This window comes from Wocania ichthyoenteri Th78 (assembly GCF_000789235.1).
Classification (GTDB): domain Bacteria; phylum Bacteroidota; class Bacteroidia; order Flavobacteriales; family Flavobacteriaceae; genus Wocania_A; species Wocania_A ichthyoenteri.
Genome location: NZ_KN525716.1, coordinates 1,620,780 through 1,644,085 on the forward strand (window position 1 = coordinate 1,620,780; position 23,306 = coordinate 1,644,085).

Consider the following 23,306-nt stretch of genomic DNA (forward strand, 5'->3'; position numbering starts at 1 on the left):
GTTATGAATTTGCTTGAATGATTAGGGTTTGATCTGGCTGTTCCTCAATAATTTCAGGTTCAAAAAGAATATTATCTAATTGATATTTTATAGGTTTTATAAAATCTAAATATTTGAATTTTAACGAATCTGAAATTGGTTTAGCTTCAGGAAGTTTTTGTTTAAAAGGATCGACTTGCTTTCCGTTTTTCCAGAATCGATAACACACGTGTGGGCCACCAGTATTTCCTGTCATACCTACTAACCCAATAACGTCACCTTGTTTTACAAAATCACCTACTTTTACTAAACGTTTACTCATGTGTAAATACTGAGTTTCGTAAGTTGCATTATGCCTAATTTTAACATATTTTCCATTACCACCTCTTCTTCTTGATTCGGTTACCGTTCCGTTTGCTGTTGCCATAATTGGCGTACCAATGGCTGCTGCAAAATCGGTGCCTTTATGCGGACGCACTTTATAACCATAAACAGCAATGCGTCTTTTTAAATTATATCTTGAAGAAATACGTTTAAATTTAACTGGTGCTTTTAAAAAGGCGCGACGTAAATTTTTAGCCTCTTCATTAAAATAATCAATAATACCTTTTGTAGAATCAGTTTCAAACTCAAAAGCATAAAAAGGCTCGTTATTATGCTCAAAATAGGCTGCTTTAATATTGTGAACACCTGTATAAATAGTATCGTCAATATACTTATCAGTGTAAATTACTTTAAAACGATCTCCTTTTTGTAGACGTCTAAAATCTATAGTCCACGCATAAATCTCATCGGCCATTTTATAAGCTAATCTCGGACTTAAACCTTGTTCTTCTAAAGTTTCAGAAATATTACTAGTAATAACACCTGTTGCTGTTTTTTCAACATACTTAATAGGTTTTCTGCTTTTAAAAGCGTGAATAGAGTCTTTAAAATTTATAACGACATACTCTTCTTTTGAAGGCTGATAAATAAATGTTTCTGGTAATTCTAAAGAATCTTTAGAACACAATAATGTATAAGGTTTTCCTTGTTGAAAGGATCTAATAATATCGAAAGTATCTTTGGCTTTTTCTGCTATATGAAATATTTTAGGGTAGCCAACTTTGTTTCGTTCTAAAATTTCTCCAAAACTTTCGCCTTTTCTTACCGTATCTCTTTTAACTATATAGTCGTTTAGGTTAAAACCAAACTCCAAAACTTCTTTTGGTTTTTCTACAATGGCAATTTCTTCCTGCGATACTGGTGTCGGCTCTGGTTTGTCTTTTTTGCAAGCAACAATGATTATTGCTAAAACTGCCAATATTAAATATTTGTTCCCCATTCTTGTAATTCTTTTTCTGTCCATAATTCTGGAAAAAATATTCTTTTTTGATATTTTGGATGCATATATTTTACCCATTCACTTCCGCCTGTGGCTTCGGCAGTTTCGCCGCCTATATTTAAATAATGATTTGCTGTATTATAATGCGCCATAACCCATTTTATATTTACCGTATAATCATAATGACGCATCGCTTTTATTAAATTTTCATCTTCTTTAACTGCTTTTGGAAGCTCTCTAAATTTTGACAATAAATTATGTGTATTGTAAAACTTAGTAAATCTAATAAACTCTTCTTTATATTTTTCTTCAAATGCTGTTAAGGTGTAACTTTTTTTACCTGTTTTATAATCTTTTCCTGCAGCTTGCCAATATAAATGCTCGAAAGCATGCTCGTAAGATGTGTTTCTATCAATAGATTTTCTAAACCTGTTATCTATAAGATTAATAAGTTCTGTAGATGCAAATTCTATTTTTCTGTATTGTGCACTTTGAAATCCGCTTGCAGGTGTTAAGGTTGTTCTAAATTTATTGTACTGATCGATATCCATTCCATCTTTCATAATATTAAAAGACGATGTAAGCATATCAAAATAACGACTTATACGCATTAATTTTGAAGTGAATAATTCGGCATCAACGGCATCATGTTTTGCTACTTGCTCAATTTCACCAAGTATCATTTTAAACAACAATTCGTTTATTTGATGATACATAATAAATACCATCTCGTCTGGCAAGGTCGTGCGTTGTATTTGCAGATTTAATAAGGCATCGGTTTGAATATAATCCCAATAATTTATGGGTTTACTGTATAAAAGACCTTCTAAATGAATATCTAAATCTTGGTCTATTGCCTTGTATTTTTCTTTAAGTTGATTGGTTATATTATTACTCAAAATTTCTTTAATTTTCAACAACTATTTTAAAAGGGTGTTTTAATCCTTTAAAAGCCTCAAGGTCTGCTCTTAACGACCCAACAGCTAAATCTGCCTTAATGCGTAAAGGTACTTTATTTTTGTCTTTTGACACCCAAAGCGTTAAACTTTCTTCTTCTTTAAAAACGCGTCCTGCCATAACATAAGGCCTAAATTTTAAAGCTTCAATTTTTCCAAAATCTGTACTAATGGTTTCTTCTCCTAAATATTGCAATTTAAAACCATAGGTTTCTTCATCAAAAAACATATCAACTTTAAATTCATCGCCTACTTTTAATGTTCTAATATCTATATTATTACGTAAATAATAATAAGTTGACACCATATCTTGGATATTAGGTTTGGTATCTATAATCGTTTTTTTCTTGTGTTTTTTATCATTAACGTGAGCTTTATTGTTTTTTTGGTCAAACTCTATTTCAATATCTTTAGTATGCCCGCCTTCATCTATATTTCTAACAAACTTATAAGGCTTGATGGTTTGTTTATCAAAATAGCTTTCATATCTGTCTTTAACTTTAAAAAACCATTTTATCATACCTGTAGTCCATCCTTTACCAACTACATGATACACGTCTTTATTATTTAATTTAGAATCTTTAACAGTAAGTGTTGCATTTCCTGCTTTTAAAAAGCCACTGTAACTCATCTTGAATTTAAACCATTCGCCATCGCCAAATGCAGACTCTTGCTGAGGATAAGCCATTTGAATTGTGCTTAATGTAAGTAATATAAGTAGTAGTTTTTTCATGCTTTATTGGGTCATAGATAATGTAACTCCTTGAGTTTGCATTTATTGTTGTACACAAGAAATTACAATTACTGTTCCAAAAATATAAAAATTCTTCATACAGCCTGTTATTATAAGAAGCTCTTAACGTTTTTTTGTTACATCAAACAAAAAAACTCCATCTAAAAAATGATGGAGTTTTGAAAATATAAATAGTATTTACTAAAGCGTTCCTCTATTAGCTTGCTCCCTTTCAATAGACTCAAAAAGTGCTTTAAAGTTTCCTGCACCAAAGCCTCGTGCACCCATACGTTGGATTATTTCGAAAAACAAGGTTGGCCTGTCTTCCACAGGTTTTGTAAATATTTGTAACAAATACCCTTCCTCGTCGGCATCAATCATAATTCCTAAACTTTTAAGTGTTTCAATATCTTCTCGTAATTCATGACTATATTCTTCTAACCTGCCAGGAACGGCTTTATAATAGGTTTCTGGGGGTGTAGACAAGAACTCAATTCCTCTAGCTCTTAATTGAGATACTGTACTAATAATATCGTCTGTAGCTACAGCAATATGTTGTACACCAGCACCTTCGTAAAAATCTAAATATTCTTCTATTTGCGAACGTTTTTTACCTTTTGCTGGTTCGTTAATTGGGAATTTTATACGTCCGTTACCATTACTCATCACTTTACTCATAAGGGCTGAGTATTCGGTATGTATTTGTGTATCATCAAACGATAAAAAATTTTCAAATCCCATAACATCTTCGTACCATTTTACCCAAGTATTCATTTGTCCCCAACCTACATTTCCAACCATATGGTCAATGTATTTTAAACCCGTCGCAGTTGGATTATAATCTGATTTCCACTCACGGAAACCTGGTAAAAAAGCACCGTTATAATTTTTGCGTTCTACAAAAATGTGGACAGTTTCTCCATAGGTATAAATACCTGCACGAATTACTTCTCCGTGTTCATCTTTTTCTACAACAGGCTCCATGTACGATTTGGCTCCACGACTTGTAGTTTCTTGATATGCTTTTCTAGCATCTTCAACCCATAGTGCAACTACTTTCACACCATCGCCATGTTTTACAATGTGTTCGTTTATTTTAGATTTACTATTTAATGGCGTTGTTAAAACCAAGCGTATTTTGTCTTGCTTTAGTACATAACTCACTGAGTCTTTAGAACCTGTTTCTAAACCTTTATATGCATAAGATTGAAATCCAAATGCCGTTTTGTAAAAATGTGCTGCTTGTTTTGCATTACCTACATAGAATTCTACATAGTCTGTTCCTAAAAGCGGCAAAAAATCTTGTGCGCCTTCAAATATTTTTTCTAAACCGTAGTTTACTGATTTTATGTCTTTACTCATTTTCTTAAAGTTTATTTGTTTATGAGTTTAATTGTTTATTTGTAAAGTTAAAATTCACCTCTAACCTCTAGCCCTGATTGAAGTGGCATCCTTTTGGTTCGCTCAAAAAACCAAAAGATATAGCGGAAAGCAGGAAATAGCTTCTAATAATTATTTTAATGAACGTTTTTAAAAGACCTCTTTGGGGATTTAGGGGTTTACAACCATGATTTATGATAATCGTCATCGGCAATTTTCATCGCTTCTTCAGTAACCATTAATGGTTTAAACGTATCTACCATAACTGCGAGTTCATCGGTTTTTGTTTTGCCAATGCTTCGCTCTGTTGCCCCTGGGTGCGGACCGTGTGGAATTCCCGCTGGATGCAGTGAGATATGACCTTCTTCAACATCGTTTCTGCTCATAAAATCGCCATCAACATAATACAAAACCTCATCACTATCAATATTACTATGATTGTAAGGTGCAGGTATAGATTGCGGATGGTAATCGTACAAACGCGGTACAAAACTACACACTACAAAAGCATCGGTTTCAAAAGTTTGATGCACTGGTGGCGGTTGATGAATACGCCCTGTGATAGGCTCGAAATCGTGAATTGAAAAGGCATAGGGGTAGTTGTATCCGTCGTAACCCACAACATCAAACGGATGTGAGGCATAAACCATTTCTATAATATCGTCTTGTTTTTTAACTTTAATTAAAAAATCTCCAGATTCGTTATAAGTTTCAAGTTCTTGTGGTTGACGAATATCACGCTCGCAAAATGGCGAATGTTCTAATAATTGTCCAAACCAATTTCGGTAACGTTTTGGGGTGTAAATTGGTCGGCGAGACTCGACAATAAACAGTCTATTATCTTCGGTATCGAAATCTATTTTATAAATAATTCCTCTAGGAATTAGCAAGTAATCGCCATATTTGAAATCGAGATTTCCTAACATAGTCCTCAATTTACCTGTGCCTTTATGGATGAAAATAAGCTCGTCGGCATCGGTATTTTTATAAAAATAATCTTGTGTTAATTGTTTTGGTGCTGCCAAAATTATAGCACAATCGCTGTTTATTAAAACCACTTTTCGACTTTCTAAAAAATCGTTTTCTGGTTTTACTTGAAACCCTTTTAAACGATATGATTTTAAATTGTTCTTTAATGCAATTTTTGGTGCTACGCTGTATTGGTTTTTTATTGCTTTTACCTGCGTAGGGCGTTGCTCGTGATAACTGTTTGTTGACATACCATCAAAACCAATAGTACCAAACAATTGTTCGTAATATAAACTACCATCCGGTTTTCTGAATTGAATATGACGCTTATGCGGAATATTTCCTAATTTATGATAAAAAGGCATATTTTTATGTATTAATTTTTGAATATAAAAAGTAAAAAAGTTGTAAAACTTTAATTTTCAATTGTATATAAAGATACAAAAAATGCTTGCTTATTCAGGATTTCTCTTGATAAGGTAGTGAAGAAATGATAATAAATCTGCCCAAAATGGTGTCATAACTTTACAAATATCGTAAAAAAATAAAGACTTTCTAAAAAGAATAAAAATGACTTTAAAACCAAAAGCCTACATTAAAAAACCAAACGCTTTGTTTTGCTTCGGGTGAATAACTAAACTTACCTTGAATAGGTCCAATAAAAGTATTAATAGCATAACCTAACGCATAACCGCGATAGTCTGGAAGTGTAAACCATTCTCCGCTTTCAAAAATATCATCATCAACATTCGCCCAATTTGCTTCGGCTGTTACATGATGGTTTTTAAAAACCTCGTAATCGGCACTTAAAGAAGCTTTAACGTAACTATTACCTGTTAGAGAGACAAAATCGTAACCCATAAACGGAATAAAATTATTAACCAAATTATTACCATAACCACCAAGAGCAAAATCTAGGGCTTGGGTTGATTTGTCGCCTAATTTAAAACCACCACCTGCTCTTAAATTTAGTGCTAATTTATCTGTAACACTAAAGGCGTAACCCATATCTGCTTTAGCTATTGAAAAATCTTTAAATTCGGCATTAAAACCCGAAGCTAGTAAATACATGTGTAAATCGCCATTAAAATACACACCGCGTTTTGGAAAGTGTTTGTTATCGTAAGTATCTAACTTTAAGCCTGCAAAAACGCTAAAATAATCTGTATTTTCAAATACAAACTCATTATTATTTGTTGTTACTGTTTCAGATTTTATCTCAAGACGTTTATGTTCTGCACCAACACTAAATGCAAAATCTTTTTTTATTAGGGTTTGTAAATAAAATTGATTGGTTTGATCTTGAAAATCGATATCAATTTTATTTAGTCCTGTTGTTGCTATTTGATCATCATCAAAAAATAATTGGGCATTTACGTTTTTATGAAATTGATTAAATCTAGACCGAATACCAATACTCCAATAAAAACCTTTATCTATTAAGTACTCAAAATTATAACGCACATTATCTCCAAAAACCAAATCTAAAGACGCTATGTCGTTATCAAAAAGCAATCTTTTTTTAGTGACATTAACTAATGCTGCGCTTTTATATAAACCATCATAATGTACACCTAATTTTAAAAACGTTGTTATATTGGTTTCTTTAACAGTCGCAGTTAAATCATACCCATCACTATATTGAGATTTACTAAATTGATATTGAAACGAATCAAAATTATTGGTTGCCACTAAGTTATTAACGCCTTTGTAGAAATCTTCAAAATCTATCTTTTCATTCAATTTTAATCTAAGCTTTCCTAAAACATAAGCACGTGTGTATTTTTTGTTTCCGTTTAGTATAACTGAATTAATCCTTATAGAATCTTGTGTGTGTAAACTAATTTTAAACTTTGGTTTATCCTTATCATATTTGAATAAATCCTCTAGGGCATCCATTTTTTTATAAGCAGCCGTTTTGCCTCTTTTTATAATTTTTTCACCTTCGCTAAAAGACACCACGGTAAAATCTGTAATATCTGGCTTTATGTAAATATCAGTCTTTTTAGACTTTAATTTCATGTCTTTAATCGTCCTAAAGTTGTTAATTTGCAGCAACACATCAGGCGCAGAAGTCAATTCTTCTCTATTAGCTAAACCATCTTGAACATCAACACCAATAATAATATCCATACCTTTTGCCTTAAGTTCATCGATAGGGTAATTGTTAGCCACACCACCATCAATTAACACCTGATTGTTTATTATTACGGGCTGAAATAAAGATGGAAACGCACCACTTGCCATTATAGATTGCGTTAAACTTCCTTGATCTAGCATTACTGCTTCTCCAGTTTCTACATTAGTACCAATACAGAAAAATGGTATAGGCAACTTACTAAAATCGTTAATATCGCTTACATGCAATGTTAATTTAGAAAGCAAACTGTAGGTGTTTTGTCCTCTTGAAAGTGCCGATGGCAGTTTAATTTTCAACTTATCAAAAGGCAATGTTATGGCGTATTTTTCTGAGTTGTCTCGTTCGTATAATGCTTTAGACGACCTTGGCAAATCGTCACTTATAATTTTATCAAAATCTACTTTTTTAAAGATGGAATCTAATTGATTTCCTGAATAACCCGATGCGTATAGTGAGCCAATAATAGCCCCCATACTTGTACCAGCAACATAGTCTATTTTAACACCTAAACTGTCAATAACTTTAAGCACACCAATATGAGCTAGCCCTTTTGCACCACCACCACTTAACACTAAACCGACTTTTACATCGTGTGGGTTTTTGTCTTCATTTTGCGCTTTCGCGGAAAGTGAAGCTATTAAGAATAGGGTTAATATGATTGTTTTTTTGTTCAAATTATAATTGGTAAATTTTTTTAATTACACAAACTTCTATCTACGTATGTTTTATTTCCTTTTGAGTTGATATAATAACATCCTCCTCTTGGCCCTCTTATGTATGTTCTATAACTCTTTCTAGTAGCTGATTTGTACGAATTACTTCTTTTAGTTCTTTTTAAAGACGAAGTATAATTAGAAGATGAGCCATTTTTTTGTTGGTTGAGCTTTAATTCTATTTTTTTTGATTGAATATAATTGGATATTAAATCATCCTTCTTAAACCACACTTCATTAATATATCCACAGAGAGAATTTTGGCAAATTTCAAAATATCCATTCTTATAATCTAAAATAATTACTTTTCTATCTTCTTCAAAAACAGTTATAATATCAGAGAAAACATTTGAATCTTTTTTTAATTTAGCTCCTTCCAAAGCAATTCCTGTAAAAGTAGTATCATTTATTTTTTTAAAAAATTTTTCAGACTCTATTTTTGCTATTTTCAGATTAATAACTCTAATAGAATCCGTTAAATTTTCAATCTTAAGTTTGATTAGTTTTTTTTTATTTTCCATATCAGACAAGTCCTTTTCTACCTGTGAATGAATTAAAACAGGTATCAAAAAAATTAAACCTAATAGAATATTCTTTTTCATTTATTAACTAAAATTACTTCCCATGATAATAATTATAAACTTTCTCTGCTCTCGACACACCAACTACAACCTCTAATTCATCCAACTTTGCATTAGCAACTCGTTTAGCCGATTTAAAATGCTTTAATAACTCTACAACCGTTTTTTCTCCAACTCCTGGAATAGTTTCAAGCTCTGTATTTAACGCGGTTTTACTACGTTTATTTCTATGGTGCTCGATACCAAAACGATGCGCTTCGTTACGCAGTTGCTGTATAATTTTTAGGGTTTCGCTTTTTTTATCTAAATATAAGGGAATTGGATCATCTGGATAGAATAATTCTTCTAAACGTTTTGCAATGCCTATAATGGCTATTTTCCCTCTTAAATTTAAAGCATCTAAACTTTTTAATGATGACGATAATTGCCCCTTTCCACCATCAATAATAATAAGTTGTGGCAATGGCTGTTTTTCATCTAACAAACGTTTATATCTGCGATAAACCACTTCTTCCATTGATGCAAAATCATCTGGCCCTTCAACCGTTTTTATATTAAAATGCCGGTAATCTTTTTTACTGGGTTTTCCATTTTTAAACACTACACAAGCAGCTACAGGATGTGTGCCTTGTATGTTACTATTATCGAAACATTCAATATGTCGCGGTTCTTCAGAAAGTCGTAAATCTGCTTTCATCTGCGCCATAATACGGTTTACATGCCTATCGGGATCTACAATTTTATCCTGTTTAAAACGCTCCATTCTAAAATACTTCGCGTTACGAAGCGATAAATCTAAAATGTGTTTTTTATCACCTAATTTAGGAACGGTTACTTTAACATCATCGCCTAAACTCACTTTAAAAGGCACATAAATTTCTTTAGATTTAGAATGAAAACGTTGCCGTATTTCGGTAATCGCCAATTCTAACAATTGTAAATCAGTTTCGTCTAACTTCTTTTTAATCTCTAAGGTATGTGATCGAATGATAGATCCGTATGATAATTGTAAAAAATTAACGTAACCATAACTTTCGTCGCTCATAATAGAAAACACATCAACATTACTAATTTTAGGGTTTACAATGGTAGATTTTGCTTGGTAGTTTTCTAATACTTCTATTTTTTCTTTTATTTTTTGCGCGTCTTCAAATTGCATCGCTTCAGCACATTCCTTCATTTGCACTCTAAATTGCTGTAACGAGTCTTTAAAATTTCCTTTTAAAATCTCACGTATCGCTTTTATGTTTTGGTTGTATTCCGCTTCGGTTTCTAAACCTTCGCAAGCACCTTTACAGTTTCCTAAATGGTATTCTAAACACACTTTATATTTACCGGTTTGTATTTTCTCTTCGGATAAATGATAATTGCAGGTTCTTAAATTATACAGTCCTTTTATTAAATCTAATAAGGTGTGTACTGTTTTCATACTAGTATAAGGTCCAAAATATTCGCCACCGTCTTTAAACACACGTCGTGTAGAAAACACTCTAGGGAAACGCTCCTTTTTTATGCAAATCCATGGGTACGATTTGTCGTCTTTCAACAACACATTGTATCGTGGTTTATGCTTTTTTATCAGATTATTTTCAAGCAATAACGCATCGGTTTCAGTTTCAACAACAATGTGTTTTATGCTTGAAATTTTTTTTACTAATACTTTGGTTTTACCATTTTCGTGTGTTTTGGTAAAATATGAGGAGACTCTTTTTTTTAAATTTTTTGCTTTTCCAACATAAATAATCGTATCATCAGCATCAAAATACTGATATACCCCAGGGGCATTTGGTAAGGTTTTTAATGCTATTTCAAGGGTAGGTTTACTCATTATACCAAAGGTAGTAATTCCTATTAAAAAGAAACCTTTTAGATACAGTTTATCATTATCTTGCACAACTTATTCCTTTCTATAAAATAAGAATGAAAAAAATAATTGGTCGTACAGACAAAATAGACTTTCCTGAATTGAATCTTTTCGAAATTGACGTAAAGATTGATTCTGGAGCATATACCTCTGCCATACATTGCTCAGAAATTATTGAAGAAAATAATATCTTAAGGTGTGTGTTTGAAAGCAAAGGTCACCCCAATTTTAGCAGTAAAAATATTTCCTTTAAAAACTATACTTATACTGATGTAAAAAGTAGTAATGGCCATAAAGAGAATCGTTATAAAATTAAAACAAAAGCCATATTTTTTGGTAAAACGTATACAATTAATTTAACTTTAAGTACGAGAGACGATATGAAATTCCCTGTACTAATAGGTCGCCAATTTTTAAGTAAAAAATTCCTTATTGATGTTGATATTGAAAACCAATCTTTTAAAAGCAAACTAAATGAACATAGTAATACTATCGCGTAACGCTAGCCTATACTCTACAAAACGCCTTATTGATGAAGCAGAAAGTAGAGGTCATGAGGTTGAAGTGATTGATCCCTTAAAGTGCGATATTATTATAGAGCGCGAAAAACCTACTATTTTTTATAAAGATCGTTATCTAGATTATGTAGATGCTGTTATTCCGAGAATTGGAGCATCAATTACCTTTTATGGTTGTGCTGTAGTAAGGCAGTTTGAAGAAATGGGTGTTTTTACAATTGCATCTTCAGACTCTATTTCAAGATCAAGAGACAAATTAAGAAGTTTACAGCGTTTAAGCAAAGCCGGAATAGGTATGCCAAAAACAGTATTTACTAATTATTCTAGAGATGTTGAAGAAGTAGTAGAACATGTTGGAGGTACCCCAGTAATTATTAAATTACTAGAAGGCACTCAAGGTTTAGGTGTTGTTTTAGCCGAAACAAAAAATGCTGCCGAATCTGTTTTAGAAGCTTTTAATGGTTTGCAAGCACGGGTTATTGTACAAGAATATATAAAAGAAGCTAAGGGTGCAGACTTAAGAGCTTTAATAGTAGATGGGCAAGTTGTTGGAGCTATGAAGCGTCAAGGAAAAGAAGGAGAGTTCCGTTCTAATTTACACCGTGGTGGTTCGGCAAATATTATTAAATTAGACGCAGACGAATTAAAAGTGGCCATGAATGCAGCTAAAGTATTAAAACTACCTGTTTGTGGTGTAGATATGTTGCAATCGGCACGCGGACCATTACTTTTAGAAGTCAATTCTACTCCTGGTTTAGAAGGTATTGAAACCGCAACAGGCAAAAATATTGCCAGAGCCATTATTACTTTTATTGAGCGTAATAGATAAATGAGCAAAAAAGATGTTTTAGAAATATTAGGTGTTAAAGTAGCTCTTGGCGAAAGTGCTACTGTTACTTTTGAGGTTGCAAAGTTACATACTCGCAATACCCTAGATGTTCCTATAATTATTGAACGTTCTAAAAAACCAGGGCCTACAGTATTAATCACCGCTGGCATACATGGTGATGAAGTTAATGGGGTAGAAATAGTGCGCCAAATTATAGCCAAAGGCATTAACAAGTCCAAACGAGGTACTATTATTTGTGTCCCAACTATTAATGTTTTTGGGTTTTTAAATATGGATCGACTATTTCCAGATGGTCGCGATCTTAATCGTGTTTTTCCTGGAAGCATCGATGGTTCTTTAGCAAGTAGGGTCGCTCATTTTGTAATGTCTGAAATTGTACCTCATGCCGATTTTGTAATGGATTTTCATACGGGAGGTGCAGACCGATTTAATGCAGCACAAATACGTATTGTTAACAACGACACAAGACTCACAGAATTAGCACATATTTTTGGTGCCCCATTTATTTTTTATTCTGAAAACTTAAATAAGTCCTTCAGAAATGCCTGCCATAAAGTTGGTGTTCCTATGCTTTTATTTGAAGGCGGAAAATCCTTTAATATACATAACACTATTACAAATACTGGTGTTAATGGTGTTAAACGCGTTTTACATCATTTAGGAATGTTAAATACTAAATTTAAAGTATCTAAACCAAAAAAAGAAGCTGTAGTTATTAGTAAAAGTAAATGGCTAAGAGCTAAATTTTCTGGTATGTTTAAAGTAACAGTAGCTATTAACGCTTTTGTTGAAAAAGGTGATGTGTTAGGAAATATTACAGATCCTTACGGGAGTTTTAACCATTTTGTAAAAGCACCAAATGCAGGTTATATTTTTAATGTGAACGAATCTCCTATTATTTATCAAGGTGATGCTATTTTTCATATTACTACAAAGCTTGAAAATGAATAAATCTGAAATACGTAAAAAATACAAGTCATTACGAAACCATTTATCTTTAAAAGATATTGATGAGAAAAGTTTAGTTATTTCAAATCAATTATTAAAATTAGATATTTGGGATAAATCGTTCTATCATATTTTTTTATCTATTGAAGCACACAAAGAAATTAATACCGATTATATTTTAAATATTCTAGCAGGAAAAGATAAAAATATTGTTGTTTCTAAATGTAATTTTAAAAACACCTCATTAATCAACTACTTATTAACAGACAGTACAATAATTAAAAAAAGTGCTTGGGGTATTCCTGAACCTGTTAATGGTATTGAAATTGACGACAATAAAATAGATGTAGTTTTCGTACCACTTTTAGCGTTCGATAAACAAGGAAATCGTGTAGGTTACGGCAAAGGGTTTTATGATAATTTTTTAGCCAACTGTAAACCAGAAACTATTAAAATAGGGTTGTCTTTTTTTGATTTTGAATATAAAATTGAAGGTGTTTACGAAGGTGATATTAAATTAGATTATTGTGTGACGCCAAACAAGGTTTATACGTTTTAATTATACAACTCTCACAATATGTTTTTCTAAGGTATTCATCTTCTAATAACTGAAATGTTACACCTCCATCTTCAACAGCATTAAACAACTTACAAAAACGTTTTTTATTCATATTTATAGCGTTAAGCATAATAGTTCTATAATCAGAATCTTGTGTTAACTCTTTATTTGTTAGTGTTAAGTTTAAATAATAGAACAGTAAATCTTCATCAATTTCAATACTCTTTACTTTATTTTCCAGTAATTTAAGAGCCATATCAATGTTTGCGTAATAACTAAAAAACTGAGCTAAACTTAAATAATCGTAATCTGATAATGGGAAATTTTTATAGTTATTATTTATATAAGTAACCGATTTATCTTTATTGGCATAATCTCTTTCACGCATTAAATTTTCAGCTTTAATAATATGAAAATTCACCATCATTCTAGAAATAAGGGCGCTATCTATTCCATAATTTTTTAAAGCATTAATTTGAGTTTTCAACTTTGCTTCATTAATATCAATAGCCTTAAAACGCCATAATCTTATTTTAATAGCTGCTATATTATACTTTACTTCTCCGTTTTTCGGTACTAATTTTTCAAGTGTTTGCAATTCGTTGTAAACAATTAAAGCTTGTCTAACATTCAGCACATATTTAATTACCGAATTTTTATTCAATATTTTTACATACTTAGCCTGTTGAGGTATTTGCATTTTTTGTAAAAAATCTGGTGCAATCTCTTTGTTCTTTAACTTTCTAAAAATTGAATTTTGAATGTTGTTTGCATCACTTAATTGTTCTTCACTAATTGCTGAATTAAATTTAGACAACAACTCATCAGCAGACATGGTTTTATATTTGTCTTTCTTTTCTAATTCTAATTCTAAAACTGCCTTTCTGTGATGTTTCAAAATAGGTTCAATATCTTTTGAAAGCGTCCCAACAAGTTTTTCTTTAATTTGGTATTTAGCTAAATTAATTAAGCTTTCGTGTTTAGTTCCTTTAATATCGTTTAAAAACTCAACCCAATTTTCAGAAGATGAAACCTCCGTTTTTATAGTAGGCTTTTGAAATGTTTGTAAAGCGGCTACAATACTATTTGCACGTTGCTCTTGTAATTCAATGTTTCTCTCTAAACTACCTTCTACAGACGAATACGCTTTAATATTTATTGTTTTAATATTAAAATCTGTTAATTTCAATGAGTCGTAAATAGGTTTAATATCTTCTTGAAAATATTCAGATTTATTTTTTTCAAAAGGGATTTTAAACTTTAATGTTTTATTCCTAAGAATGTAACCTTCTTTAGCCGTGGATTTTATTTTTTTTGAATCATACGTTAAAGAATCTAAGTACATGCCCATATCTAACAAATCCCATGGGTAAGATTCCAAATCGTAAATCGTATAATACCTACATAAATTTTTGTCATTTAAAAATAAAATATTGTATTCTAATTCCTTTGTTGTTAAAGTTTCAGATATTCTTCCAACATGGACACGATACTTGTTTTGCCCATTAGGTTTTAATCCGCTTCTTAATTTCGAGCCATAAATAGGTTTTAAAAGTAGCCCTTTAATTTGAGATTTTTTTTTCGGTTCTAATTCACAACTATATCTATCTTTATCAACAACATCAACGGCTAGTCCATCGCCAGAATTCTTAAATAACTGATTAAACCAATTTTTATCGTTTATATAAAAATATAAGTTAGTCCCTTCCCGTTTAACTGAAAATTTTACTTCTTTTGGTTTTTGTTGGAATAACTGAAAACACTTTTGGCATTTTTGATTGCGTTCGTTTTCGGTTTTAGGAAAAACAATATCGTAAGTGTTTTGGGCTAAAACAGTAGTTGAACTGGATAATAAAAATGTGATTAAAAAAAGAAGTTTTATTTTCATTATTTGAGGAGTTACAAGGGTATTTTATTAAAGACTAAATATAGGAAATCCACTTTAAGTAGAAAAATACTTACTTGCAAATAATTTGTTTTATGCTTCCTTCTTCTGAAAAGCCTTTTTATTAAAAACAATAAGCATAATAAATCCTGTGCTTATTGCCATATCGGCGATGTTAAAAACAGGCTCGAAAAACGTAAAATAATCACCACCAAAAAAAGGCAACCACTCTGGCAAATATCCTTTCCATAAAGGGAAGTAAAGCATATCTACTACTTTGCCGTGTAAAAGAGTATCATAGCCTCCAGCTTCTGGTAAAAATGTAGCGACTTGGCTATAGCTATCATCAAACAAAACGCCATAAAAAACGGAGTCTATAATATTGCCTAAAGCACCTGCAAAAATTAAAGCAATGGCTAATATTAAAACTTTAGGACTTTTCTTTTTTGTAACATCATACAACCAATAGCCTATCCCGAAAATGGCAACAACTCTAAATAAAGTTAAGGCTACTTTGGCGGTTCTATCGTCTATAAAAGATACAAAATCGCTAATTTTTGTACCCCATGCCATACCATCATTTTCAATAAAATATATTTTAAACCATTTAAAAACTTCAACATTATCTTGAAGTGCAAAATGGGTTTTTATATAAACTTTACTAATCTGGTCGATAAGTAAAATTATTATGATAAGAAAAATGGATTTTTTTAGTGACATAAAGTGTAATGGAGACCTTTCGACTGCGCTCAAGGTGACAATTGGTTTTCAAACAAAAAACGTCTCGACACAAAAGCGAGACGTTTTATTTATAATATAATGCAAATTACTGCATGTTTTTAGCTTCAATACTCAATGTAGCATGAGGTACTAATTTTAAACGTTCTTTGTTAATTAATTTACCCGTAACTCTACAAACACCGTAAGTTTTATTTTCAATACGTATTAATGCATTTTTTAAATCACGAATAAATTTTTCTTGACGAATAGCTAATTGCGAGTTAGATTCTTTACTCATTACTGCACTACCTTCATCAAAAGCTTTAAAGGTTGGCGACGTATCTTCAGTTCCATTATTATGGTCGTTCATATACGCACTTTTAATAAGCTCTAAATCATGCTTTGCCTTTTCTATTTTCTCTGTTATTAAGGCTTTAAATTCGGCTAAATCAGCATCTGAATATCTTACAGTATTTTCTGCCATGTTTTAATGTTTTTTAATAAATAATTTGGTATTTACATCATCAAAAGCAATTTCTATACCATTATTTACTTGTTCTATAATTTCTAATTCTTCAGTTAATGTTTCTGTTTTAATATATTCAATATTGTGCTTTACAGCATTTTCAATATTAGTATCTTTTTGAAGTGTTACATCAATTCTATCTGTAACTTCAAACCCAGAATCTTTACGTAAATTTTGTATACGATTTATCAATTCTCTTGCAATACCCTCTTTTTTCAAATCATCAGTCAGTGTTACATCTAAAGCTACTGTTAAAGCACCTTCGTTTGCAACTAACCAACCTTCAATATCTTGCGATATAATTTCTACATCTGTGCGTTCTAAAGTAATCTTTTTTCCATTAACTTCTACATCCAAATTACCATTTTGTTCTATTTTGTTAATATCTTCTGCTGTAAAGTTAATTACTTCATTAGCAATGGCTTTCATATCCTTCCCAAAACGCGGTCCTAAAGTTTTAAAATTAGGTTTTATCTGTTTTACTAAAATATCTGAAGCATCTTCTAGAAGTTCTATTTCTTTCACATTTACTTCATGTTTTATAAGCTCAGAAACTGCTAAAATTTCTTCTTTTTGTTGCACGCTATCAACTGGAATCATGATTTTTTGAAGCGGCTGACGTACTTTTATCTTTTCCTTAGCTCTTAACGACAACACTAATGATGATATTGTTTGAGCAGCTTCCATTTTTCGTTCTAAGCTTTTATCTACAAAAGATGCATCAAAAACCGGAAAATCTGCTAAATGCACACTTTCAAAAGTTTCTTTTTTAGTCACCGAATTCAAATCGAGATACAAGCGATCCATGAAGAAAGGAGCAATTGGCGCACTCAATTTGGCAATGGTTTCCATACAAGTGTAAAGCGTTTGATATGCTGATATTTTATCTTGTTGATAATCACCTTTCCAGAAACGTCTTCTACTTAAACGTACAAACCAGTTGCTTACATAATCTTGTGTAAAATTTGAAATCGCTCTCGCTGCTTTGGTTGGCTCGTATTCTGAATAAAACGCATCTACTTTTTGAATCAATGTATGTAATTCGGAAAGAATCCAACGGTCTATTTCTGGTCTTTCGGGCAAAGGGATATTAGCTTCAGAATACGTGAAATTATCTAAATTTGTATACAATTGAAAGAATGAATAGGTATTATAAAGTGTTCCGAAAAACTTACGCTTTACTTCTTCAATACCGTCAACATCAAACTTTAAATTATCCCATGGATTTGCATTCATAATCATATACCACCGTGTTGCATCTGCACCATAAGTTGACAAGGTGTCGAAAGGGTCTACGGCGTTTCCTAAACGCTTCGACATTTTTTGCCCGTTTTTATCTAACACTAATCCGTTAGACACTACATTTTTATAGGCTACAGAATCGAAAACCATAGTTCCGATAGCATGAAGTGTATAAAACCATCCTCGTGTTTGATCGACACCTTCTGCAATAAAATCGGCAGGAAAAGCTCTTTTGTCAACCTGAACTTGTTTCAGGTCCTCATCATGAGATTCCGAAACAAGTTCGGAATGACGAGAGCCATCAATAAGCTCTCTATTTTCAAATGGATAATGCCATTGGGCATAAGGCATAGATCCAGAATCGAACCAAACATCAATTAAATCGCTTTCGCGGAACATTTTTTGACCAGTTGGCGATACTAAAACAACATCATCTACAATGTTTTTATGCAAATCGATTTTAGCATAGTTTTCTTCAGAGTTGTTTCCAATTTCAAAATCTGCAAAAATATCGGCTTTTAAAACCCCTGCTGAAACTGCTTTTTGCATTTCAACTTTCAGTTCTTCAACAGATCCGATACAAATTTCTTCTTTACCATCTTCGGTTCTCCAAATTGGCAACGGAATACCCCAATACCTTGAACGCGATAAGTTCCAATCATTTGCATTTGCTAACCAATTACCAAACCGTCCTTCACCTGTACTTTTTGGTTTCCAATTAATGGTTTTATTTAGTTCATGCATTCTATCCTTAACATCAGTCACTTTTATAAACCAAGAATCTAATGGATAATATAAAATAGGTTTATCAGTACGCCAACAATTTGGATAACTGTGTTTATATTTTTCAACCTTAAAGGCTTTATTTTCTGTTTTTAATTGAATAGCTAACTCTACATCGACCGAACGCTCTGGAGCTTCACCATCATTATAATACTCGTTCTTTACATATTTACCAGCATATTCACCCATTTCTGGACGAAAACGGCCCTGTAAATCTACCAACGGTACTAAATTGTCATTTTCATCTTTTACCAACATGGGTGGTACTTCTGGCGTAGCTTGCTTTGCCACTAAAGCATCATCGGCTCCAAAAGTTGGTGCGGTGTGTACTATACCTGTACCATCTTCTGTGGTTACAAAATCTCCAGAAATAACCCGAAATGCATGTTCTGGATTATCGTTTGGTAATGAATAAGGTAAAAGTTGTTCGTATGTGATGCCTACTAAATCTTTGCCTGTGAATTCTTTTACAACGTAAAACGGAATTTTTTTATCTCCAGATGTATAGTTTAGTAATTCTGATTTGTCTTCAACTTGTTTAAACTTTCCTGCAAATTGTTTAGCTACCAAAAGTTTAGCCAAAACAACTTTTATAGGCTCAAAAGTATATTGATTATAAGTTTCAACCAACACATAATCAATCTTTGCACCAACGGTTAAAGCGGTATTACTTGGCAGCGTCCAAGGTGTGGTTGTCCAAGCTAAAAAATGAATATCGCCTTCATTTTGCAAAAAGTCAGGCAGCGATTCTAATTTAGCTTTAAACTGTGCCACAACCGTTGTATCTGTAACATCTTGATACGTTCCTGGTTGGTTTAACTCATGCGAGCTTAACCCTGTTCCTGCTTTTGGCGAATAGGGCTGAATGGTATACCCTTTATACAATAAATTTTTACTGTAAATTTGCTTTAATAACCACCAAACCGATTCCATGTATTTTGGTTCGTAAGTAATATATGGGTCGTTCATATCTACCCAATAGCCCATTTTTTCAGTTAAATCATTCCAAACATCTGTATAACGCATTACGGCTTTACGGCAAGCCGCATTATAATCTTCAACCGAAATGGTTTTACCAATATCTTCTTTGGTAATTCCTAATTCTTTTTCAACACCTAATTCAATAGGTAAACCATGCGTGTCCCAACCTGCTTTGCGCTTCACTTGGTAACCTTTCATGGTTTTGTATCGCGGAAAAATATCTTTAATAGCACGCGCTAAAACGTGATGCACACCTGGAAGTCCGTTTGCAGACGGCGGACCTTCATAAAACACATAAGGTGTTGCACCTTCACGGGTAGAAACACTTTTTTCAAAGATGTTATTTTCTTGCCAATACTGTAGTATGTCGTTTGCTACATTTGGTAAGTCAAGTCCTTTATATTCAGGAAATTTAGCGCTCATTTACTCTCTTTTGTATAAGGATGCGAATTTAAGGAATTTTGATAAAATAGCACTGTTTTTAATATAAAACGTATGCATTTTGTTTGAGTTAATAATCATCGGAAATCCGTTAATCAAATACACTAATTAATTTTATCTTCGTATAATACAAATTAATTCTAAAAATATATCTTATGAAAAATATATCATTACTTGTTATAGTAATCTGTTTTACTTTAACTTTTAGCTGTAATCAAACTGTAAATAGTCAAGCTCCAGATGCTGTTAAAAAAACATTTCAAGCAAAATATCCAGGTGAAAATGATCCGGATTGGCATAAAGATTCGCATGGTAATTATGAATCGCATTTTAAAATTGATGGCATAAAATATAGAGCTGATTTTAAACCAAATGGCATGTGGATAGAAACTGAAAGCAGCATTGATAAAAAAGATTTACCAAAGCCTATTAGAGATAAAATTGAAAAAGACTATGATGGTAAAATCACTGAGATTGAAAAAGTTCAGCATCACTCAAAAGGTCTTTTCTATGATGTAGAATTTAAACAAAAAGGAAAGAATAAAGATATTGAATTTAAGGCAGACGGTACCGTTATAAATTAAACAATCATATCTACCAAATCCTCAATTTTAGAAATTAGTTGAATTTTAATAACCGTATTTTTAAGTGAAATTTTATTGTATTTAGATACGAAAATAGTTGAAAACCCTAATTTTTCAGCTTCTAAAATCCGTTGCTCGACGCGTTGTACGGGGCGAATTTCTCCAGATAATCCAACCTCGGCAGCAAAACAAAAATCTTTTTGTAGTGCCACGTCTTCATTTGATGATAAAATAGATGCCACAACTGCTAAATCTATCGCGGGATCATCAACCGTAATACCACCAGTAATATTTAAAAAGACATCTTTTGCACCGAGTCTAAAACCTGCACGTTTTTCTAAAACGGCCAACAACATATTGAGGCGTTTCGCATTGAATCCAGTAGCGCTTCGCTGTGGTGTACCATAAACGGCGGTACTTACCAGAGCCTGAACTTCAATCATTAACGGACGCATACCTTCTAAAGTAGCAGCTATAGCGTTTCCACTTAATTCTTCGTCTTTTTTAGAAATTAAAATTTCTGATGGATTAGAAACTTCTCGTAATCCAGAACCTTGCATTTCGTAAATTCCTAATTCATTGGTTGAGCCAAAACGGTTTTTATGGGCGCGTAAAATTCTAAACACATGATTTCGGTCGCCTTCAAATTGTAAAACCGTATCGACCATGTGCTCTAAAATTTTTGGACCAGCAATGTTTCCGTCTTTTGTAATGTGTCCAATTAACAGCACTGGCGTTGCTGTTTCTTTTGCAAACTTAATAAGCTCGGTTGTACATTCTTTTATTTGTGAAATACTTCCAGATGACGATTCTATATAATCGCTATGTAATGTTTGAATAGAATCAATAATAACAATATCTGGTTCTAAAGCTTCAATTTGTTTGAAGATATTTTGAGTCTTTGTTTCCGTTAAAATGTAACAATTGTTGTTATTTGGATTGATGCGTTCTGCACGCATTTTTATTTGTTTCTGACTTTCTTCACCTGAAACATACAAGGTTTTGTAAGGTAACTTTAATGAAATTTGGAGTAGCAAAGTACTCTTTCCTATTCCGGGTTCGCCACCTAAAAGTGTTAGAGACCCCGGAACGATTCCACCACCTAAAACGCGATTAAATTCGGCATCAAACGTATCTAATCTAGCTTCTTTAGAACTATCAATTTCGTTGATTCTTAAAGGAACTGAGACTCGTTTTACAGTTGATGTTGGCGATTTCCAATCGCTTTTTTCTGGTTTTTGAATAACCTCTTCAACAATAGTATTCCACTCTTTACAGGCGGTACATTGCCCCTGCCATTTCGCATATTGATTGCCACAACTCTGGCAGAAAAAAGTAGTTTTAACTTTTGCCATTAATATCCGAAATCTGATTTAATTAAATCGGCTTTTTCTAGCATTAAATCTTTTGTAATACCTGCTATTTCATCTAACATATAAGCCGATTGATAGGTGCGCATGGCTTTTTTAGGTTCGCCAGTTTCTTCATAAAAACGTGCTAAATAATAGTTTCCTAATAAAGTTTCGGGATATTCTTTTCGGGCTATTTTCCCTAAAACTTCAAAATGTTCAAACTGTTCTGTTTTTTCAATGGCTGCCGAAATAGCCTTAAAATCGTTAATTAGAATTTGCTTTTCAATGCCAAACAGTTCATTAATGGTTTTGTATTTTTCTTCAAGATATTCAACAGGAGACGTGTCTAGCTTTAGTATAACCTCTTTATATTCTTTTTTACTAATAGGCTGAAACACATAAAAAATACTCTCTATTGCTTTTGGCAAAGCATGTGCTGGCACTGAATAATGGGATACATCTTCAAAGCTATCAAAATTATAAAATACATTTTTAGTTTCCAAAGCAGATATGTCTGCATTTAAAGCATTTGTCATCTTTTTTATGGACGATGCATCGTTGGTTGTATTTGCTAAATAATAAAATATTTTAGATTCAATCTTACCTAATTGCTCTGGAATATAATCGAGCATATTAGGTGCTAATTCTGGACTAATAACCACATAGCCTTGAAATATTGGCTGCTGCTTTAATAAAAAATAATTAATGAAATTTGCGGTTTCTCCATGTCCAACGGCGACTCTAAAATTTTCAGTTCTGTAAGCTTTTTCTATATACGGAATTAATTCCATACCTATAAATTCGTAAAAAGCAGCACCAGTTTCAATAGGTAGTGAGTTTTGTTCAGAATACATGCAATCATCAAATCGTTTATCAAATTGATTAACACCAACTACAATAGCTTCTGGCATATCTTCCCAATACGAGTAATAATCTACGTTTCCTGCAACTACTTCAAATAAATAATCGCCATCTAAAACAATAAATAATGGATATTTTTTATCTTGATTATTATTGTAACCTCTTGGTAGCTGTATTTTAAGTTCGCGTGTCTCTCCTAATTTTGAAGACTCAAAAGTTTCGTATTTAACTTGAGCATCAATAGTATGTAAAGTGCAAAATAATAGTAATAAAAAAATGATTGGTTGTTTCATTTTAAAATGATTTGAGATTTAATATGGGCAAGGTAAGAAATTAAGTGAAAGTTTAAAAAAGCTATTCTTAGTACTTTTAGAAAAAACTCAAATCGATATTTTGAAATTTTTTAATCTTTTTTTA

The 23,306-nt window shown here is 32.2% G+C and carries 19 protein-coding genes; 5 read left to right on the plus strand and 14 right to left on the minus strand.

Annotated elements, in window-relative coordinates; translation table 11 throughout:
- Nucleotide 1: 1 nt before the first annotated feature.
- The 8 genes from RG22_RS07055 to uvrC all read right to left on the minus strand — a co-directional run bounded on the left by RG22_RS07055 (nucleotide 2) and on the right by uvrC (nucleotide 10,603).
- Nucleotides 2–1,327, minus strand: a complete 1,326-nt coding sequence (locus tag RG22_RS07055) for a peptidoglycan DD-metalloendopeptidase family protein (RefSeq protein ID WP_244462122.1) — start codon at nucleotides 1,325–1,327, stop codon at nucleotides 2–4.
- Nucleotides 1,285–2,202, minus strand: a complete 918-nt coding sequence (locus RG22_RS07060) for a tryptophan 2,3-dioxygenase family protein (protein ID WP_034045841.1) — start codon at nucleotides 2,200–2,202, stop codon at nucleotides 1,285–1,287. The genes RG22_RS07055 and RG22_RS07060 overlap by 43 nt, the downstream gene beginning before the upstream one ends.
- Before the next feature lie 7 nt (nucleotides 2,203–2,209).
- Nucleotides 2,210–2,992, minus strand: coding sequence for a DUF3108 domain-containing protein (locus tag RG22_RS07065; RefSeq protein ID WP_034042031.1), 783 nt, complete (start codon nucleotides 2,990–2,992; stop codon nucleotides 2,210–2,212).
- A gap of 201 nt (nucleotides 2,993–3,193) precedes the next feature.
- Entirely contained in the window at nucleotides 3,194–4,354 is a 1,161-nt protein-coding gene (gene hppD / locus RG22_RS07070; protein ID WP_034042033.1) for a 4-hydroxyphenylpyruvate dioxygenase, read from the minus strand.
- Nucleotides 4,355–4,551: 197 nt separating this feature from the next.
- Nucleotides 4,552–5,706, minus strand: coding sequence for a homogentisate 1,2-dioxygenase (locus tag RG22_RS07075; RefSeq protein WP_034042034.1), 1,155 nt, complete (start codon nucleotides 5,704–5,706; stop codon nucleotides 4,552–4,554).
- A gap of 211 nt (nucleotides 5,707–5,917) precedes the next feature.
- Nucleotides 5,918–8,155 carry a patatin-like phospholipase family protein gene (locus tag RG22_RS07080; protein ID WP_081997689.1) on the minus strand — a complete coding sequence of 746 codons (2,238 nt, stop codon included), beginning with the start codon at nucleotides 8,153–8,155 and terminating at the stop codon, nucleotides 5,918–5,920.
- Nucleotides 8,156–8,175: 20 nt separating this feature from the next.
- Nucleotides 8,176–8,796 carry a hypothetical protein gene (locus RG22_RS07085; protein WP_034042035.1) on the minus strand — a complete coding sequence of 207 codons (621 nt, stop codon included), beginning with the start codon at nucleotides 8,794–8,796 and terminating at the stop codon, nucleotides 8,176–8,178.
- Nucleotides 8,797–8,809: 13 nt separating this feature from the next.
- Nucleotides 8,810–10,603, minus strand: coding sequence for an excinuclease ABC subunit UvrC (uvrC, locus tag RG22_RS07090; protein ID WP_034045845.1), 1,794 nt, complete (start codon nucleotides 10,601–10,603; stop codon nucleotides 8,810–8,812).
- 92 nt (nucleotides 10,604–10,695) lie between these two features.
- On the opposite strand from uvrC, the gene RG22_RS07095 reads away from it, so the two are divergent.
- From RG22_RS07095 to RG22_RS07110, 4 genes are read left to right on the plus strand one after another with little or no spacing between them, the layout of a single operon-like run.
- Nucleotides 10,696–11,139, plus strand: coding sequence for an ATP-dependent zinc protease family protein (locus tag RG22_RS07095; RefSeq protein WP_034042036.1), 444 nt, complete (start codon nucleotides 10,696–10,698; stop codon nucleotides 11,137–11,139).
- Nucleotides 11,114–11,986 carry a 30S ribosomal protein S6--L-glutamate ligase gene (gene rimK / locus RG22_RS07100; RefSeq protein WP_034042037.1) on the plus strand — a complete coding sequence of 291 codons (873 nt, stop codon included), beginning with the start codon at nucleotides 11,114–11,116 and terminating at the stop codon, nucleotides 11,984–11,986. The genes RG22_RS07095 and rimK overlap by 26 nt, the downstream gene beginning before the upstream one ends.
- On the plus strand, nucleotides 11,987–12,958 hold the full coding sequence (locus RG22_RS07105) for a succinylglutamate desuccinylase/aspartoacylase family protein (protein WP_034042038.1): 972 nt from the start codon (nucleotides 11,987–11,989) through the stop codon (nucleotides 12,956–12,958). It abuts the gene before it with no gap.
- A complete protein-coding gene (locus RG22_RS07110; protein ID WP_034042040.1) occupies nucleotides 12,951–13,514 on the plus strand; it encodes a 5-formyltetrahydrofolate cyclo-ligase in 564 nt (187 codons plus the stop codon). The genes RG22_RS07105 and RG22_RS07110 overlap by 8 nt, the downstream gene beginning before the upstream one ends.
- On the opposite strand, the gene RG22_RS07115 is transcribed toward RG22_RS07110, so the two are convergent.
- The 4 genes from RG22_RS07115 to ileS all read right to left on the minus strand — a co-directional run bounded on the left by RG22_RS07115 (nucleotide 13,468) and on the right by ileS (nucleotide 20,074).
- A complete protein-coding gene (locus tag RG22_RS07115) occupies nucleotides 13,468–15,402 on the minus strand; it encodes a hypothetical protein (protein ID WP_052143671.1) in 1,935 nt (644 codons plus the stop codon). The two genes, RG22_RS07110 and RG22_RS07115, sit on opposite strands and share 47 nt — an antisense overlap.
- Nucleotides 15,403–15,492: 90 nt before the next feature.
- Nucleotides 15,493–16,119 (minus strand): lipoprotein signal peptidase, encoded by a 627-nt coding sequence (locus RG22_RS07120; RefSeq protein WP_034042042.1) that lies wholly within the window; start codon nucleotides 16,117–16,119, stop codon nucleotides 15,493–15,495.
- Nucleotides 16,120–16,225: 106 nt separating this feature from the next.
- Nucleotides 16,226–16,603 carry a TraR/DksA family transcriptional regulator gene (locus tag RG22_RS07125; RefSeq protein ID WP_034042044.1) on the minus strand — a complete coding sequence of 126 codons (378 nt, stop codon included), beginning with the start codon at nucleotides 16,601–16,603 and terminating at the stop codon, nucleotides 16,226–16,228.
- A 3-nt stretch (nucleotides 16,604–16,606) separates the two neighbouring features.
- Nucleotides 16,607–20,074: an isoleucine--tRNA ligase gene (gene ileS / locus RG22_RS07130; protein ID WP_034042045.1), complete on the minus strand. Its 3,468-nt coding sequence runs from the start codon at nucleotides 20,072–20,074 to the stop codon at nucleotides 16,607–16,609.
- Nucleotides 20,075–20,247: 173 nt separating this feature from the next.
- Here ileS and RG22_RS07135 point away from each other — a divergent pair, with 173 nt between their 5' ends.
- Entirely contained in the window at nucleotides 20,248–20,676 is a 429-nt protein-coding gene (locus tag RG22_RS07135) for a PepSY-like domain-containing protein (RefSeq protein ID WP_034042047.1), read from the plus strand.
- On the opposite strand, the gene radA is transcribed toward RG22_RS07135, so the two are convergent.
- Both radA and RG22_RS07145 read right to left on the minus strand, forming a co-directional pair.
- Entirely contained in the window at nucleotides 20,673–22,031 is a 1,359-nt protein-coding gene (gene radA, locus RG22_RS07140) for a DNA repair protein RadA (protein ID WP_034042048.1), read from the minus strand. The two genes, RG22_RS07135 and radA, sit on opposite strands and share 4 nt — an antisense overlap.
- Nucleotides 22,031–23,182, minus strand: a complete 1,152-nt coding sequence (locus tag RG22_RS07145) for an alpha/beta hydrolase (RefSeq protein WP_034042049.1) — start codon at nucleotides 23,180–23,182, stop codon at nucleotides 22,031–22,033. The genes radA and RG22_RS07145 overlap by 1 nt, the downstream gene beginning before the upstream one ends.
- Nucleotides 23,183–23,306 lie beyond the last annotated feature (124 nt).

Bases quoted from the DNA above. Each gene is read 5' to 3' on its own strand.
- RG22_RS07120 (WP_034042042.1), bottom strand. From the start codon at position 16,119: ATGTCACTAAAAAAATCCATTTTTCTTATCATAATAATTTTACTTATC.
- RG22_RS07075 (WP_034042034.1), bottom strand. From the start codon at position 5,706: ATGCCTTTTTATCATAAATTAGGAAATATTCCGCATAAGCGTCATATT.
- RG22_RS07110 (WP_034042040.1), top strand. From the start codon at position 12,951: ATGAATAAATCTGAAATACGTAAAAAATACAAGTCATTACGAAACCAT.
- RG22_RS07125 (WP_034042044.1), bottom strand. From the start codon at position 16,603: ATGGCAGAAAATACTGTAAGATATTCAGATGCTGATTTAGCCGAATTT.
- hppD (WP_034042033.1), bottom strand. From the start codon at position 4,354: ATGAGTAAAGACATAAAATCAGTAAACTACGGTTTAGAAAAAATATTT.
- radA (WP_034042048.1), bottom strand. From the start codon at position 22,031: ATGGCAAAAGTTAAAACTACTTTTTTCTGCCAGAGTTGTGGCAATCAA.
- ileS (WP_034042045.1), bottom strand. From the start codon at position 20,074: ATGAGCGCTAAATTTCCTGAATATAAAGGACTTGACTTACCAAATGTA.
- rimK (WP_034042037.1), top strand. From the start codon at position 11,114: ATGAACATAGTAATACTATCGCGTAACGCTAGCCTATACTCTACAAAA.
- RG22_RS07065 (WP_034042031.1), bottom strand. From the start codon at position 2,992: ATGAAAAAACTACTACTTATATTACTTACATTAAGCACAATTCAAATG.
- RG22_RS07055 (WP_244462122.1), bottom strand. From the start codon at position 1,327: ATGGACAGAAAAAGAATTACAAGAATGGGGAACAAATATTTAATATTG.
- RG22_RS07135 (WP_034042047.1), top strand. From the start codon at position 20,248: ATGAAAAATATATCATTACTTGTTATAGTAATCTGTTTTACTTTAACT.
- RG22_RS07115 (WP_052143671.1), bottom strand. From the start codon at position 15,402: ATGAAAATAAAACTTCTTTTTTTAATCACATTTTTATTATCCAGTTCA.
- RG22_RS07105 (WP_034042038.1), top strand. From the start codon at position 11,987: ATGAGCAAAAAAGATGTTTTAGAAATATTAGGTGTTAAAGTAGCTCTT.
- uvrC (WP_034045845.1), bottom strand. From the start codon at position 10,603: ATGAGTAAACCTACCCTTGAAATAGCATTAAAAACCTTACCAAATGCC.
- RG22_RS07145 (WP_034042049.1), bottom strand. From the start codon at position 23,182: ATGAAACAACCAATCATTTTTTTATTACTATTATTTTGCACTTTACAT.
- RG22_RS07095 (WP_034042036.1), top strand. From the start codon at position 10,696: ATGAAAAAAATAATTGGTCGTACAGACAAAATAGACTTTCCTGAATTG.
- RG22_RS07085 (WP_034042035.1), bottom strand. From the start codon at position 8,796: ATGAAAAAGAATATTCTATTAGGTTTAATTTTTTTGATACCTGTTTTA.